This window comes from Streptomyces sp. NPDC051020 (genome assembly GCF_040683105.1).
Lineage (GTDB): Bacteria > Actinomycetota > Actinomycetes > Streptomycetales > Streptomycetaceae > Streptomyces.
This window is the reverse complement of the sequence record NZ_JBFBCG010000221.1, coordinates 1-1,638: the sequence shown is the minus strand read 5'-3', so window position 1 is coordinate 1,638 and position 1,638 is coordinate 1. Positions and strand designations below refer to the sequence as shown.

Annotated in this window: 2 protein-coding genes; one reads left to right on the top strand and one right to left on the bottom strand. The window is 67.6% G+C overall.

The genetic code is table 11. The annotated features are described in order from the left end of the window. Positions 1-191 (bottom strand): hypothetical protein (locus AB0N06_RS38815; RefSeq protein WP_366139361.1); only part of this gene is annotated, 191 nt, incomplete at its 3' end. On the opposite strand from AB0N06_RS38815, the gene AB0N06_RS38810 reads away from it, so the two are divergent. Then, positions 163-1,512, top strand: coding sequence for an IS30 family transposase (locus AB0N06_RS38810; protein WP_366139360.1), 1,350 nt, complete (start codon positions 163-165; stop codon positions 1,510-1,512). The genes AB0N06_RS38815 and AB0N06_RS38810 overlap by 29 nt on opposite strands. Positions 1,513-1,638: the final 126 nt, after the last annotated feature.

Sequence of the window (1,638 nt, the reverse complement as noted above, 5' to 3'; positions counted from 1 at the left end):
ACGCCGACCTGGTCCTCACCTCGCTGGAGTACGCGCTGGCCAGCCGCGAGGTCGCCCCCGGCGAACTCGTCCACCACGCCGACCACGGCACGCAACCCGGGCTCAACCGGTCGTTGCAACACCTCGTCCCCGGAGGTGTTGATGGGCAGGCCAGCAGGGTGGATGGCCGCGTTGACCGGGCGGTCGCCCATGAAGTCCCCGGGTGCGCCGGCACTTCGACGAGAGGTCGAACGTCAGTTCTGGCGAGAGATCGCGAAGGGGCTGCTCGCCGAGGAGGCGGCAGCTGCAGTCGGCGTATCCCCGGCGGCGGGTTGCAGGTGGTTCCGGCACGGTGGCGGCATGCCACCGATGGATCTTGGCTCGCAGTCCGGCCGGTACCTGTCCTTTCACGAGCGTGAGGAGATCGCGATCCTGAAGGCGCAGGGCATCGGAGTCCGGGAGACCGCGCGACGTCTTGGCCGGGATCCCTCGACAGTGTCCCGGGAACTACGGCGCAACGCCGCGACCCGTGGCGGCCGGTTGGACTACCGGGCGTCGGTCGCGCAGTGGAAGGCCGATCTTGTGGCTCAGCGTCCGAAGACAGCGAAGCTGGCCGCGAACGACCGGCTGCGGCACTACGTCCAGGAAAGGCTCTCGGGCCACGTCAGCCGCCCGGACGGGACGGCACTGGGGCCGGAGGGCACGGGGTGGAAGGGAAGGAACAAGCCGCACCGCGGCGACCGCCAGTGGGTCATGGCGTGGAGCCCGGAGCAGATTGCGAACCGGCTGAAGGTCGACTTCCCCGATGATGAGTCCATGCGGATCAGCCACGAGGCTATCTACCAGGCCCTGTTCATCGAAGGCCGGGGAGCGCTCAAGCGCGAGCTCGTCGCCTGCCTGCGCACCGGCAGGGCCTTGCGGGTGCCCCGGGCCCGATCCAAACGGAAGTCATGGGCCCACGTCACGCCCGAGGTACTGATCAGCGAGCGCCCAGCCGAGGCCGACGACCGAGCCGTACCGGGGCATTGGGAGGGCGACCTCCTGATCGGACTCGAGCGATCGGCGATCGGCACGCTGGTTGAGCGGACAACCCGATTCACGCTGCTCGTCCACCTGCCCCGCCAGGACGGCTACGGCATCGTCCCGCGTACCAAGAACGGGCCGCCGCTGGCCGGCTATGGCGCGGTGACGATGAAAGATGCGCTTGCGGCCACAGTGGGCACTCTGCCCGGCCAACTATGGCGGTCGCTGACCTGGGACCGCGGCAAGGAGCTGTCGGCTCACGCCCAGTTCACGATCGAGACCGGCGTCCCGGTCTACTTCGCCGACCCGCACAGTCCCTGGCAGCGCGGCACCAACGAGAACACGAACGGCCTGCTGCGCCAATACTTCCCGAAGGGCACTGACCTTTCCCGGTGGGCGGCGGAGGATATCGAGGCGGTCGCTGCCACCCTCAACAGTCGCCCTCGCAAGAGCCTCGGTTGGAAGACACCCGCCGAAGCCCTCAACGACCATCTACTATCGATCACATAAGCCGGTGTTGCATCCACTGGTTGAACCTGGTCAATATACGTCTATCAAGCTCACAACACGGCTGGTCAGAGCGGGTGTCCAGGCGTCCATGGGCTCGGTCGGCGACTCTTACGACAATGCCCTGGC

Bases quoted from the DNA above. Each gene is read 5' to 3' on its own strand.
- AB0N06_RS38810 (WP_366139360.1), top strand. From the start codon at position 163: ATGGCCGCGTTGACCGGGCGGTCGCCCATGAAGTCCCCGGGTGCGCCG.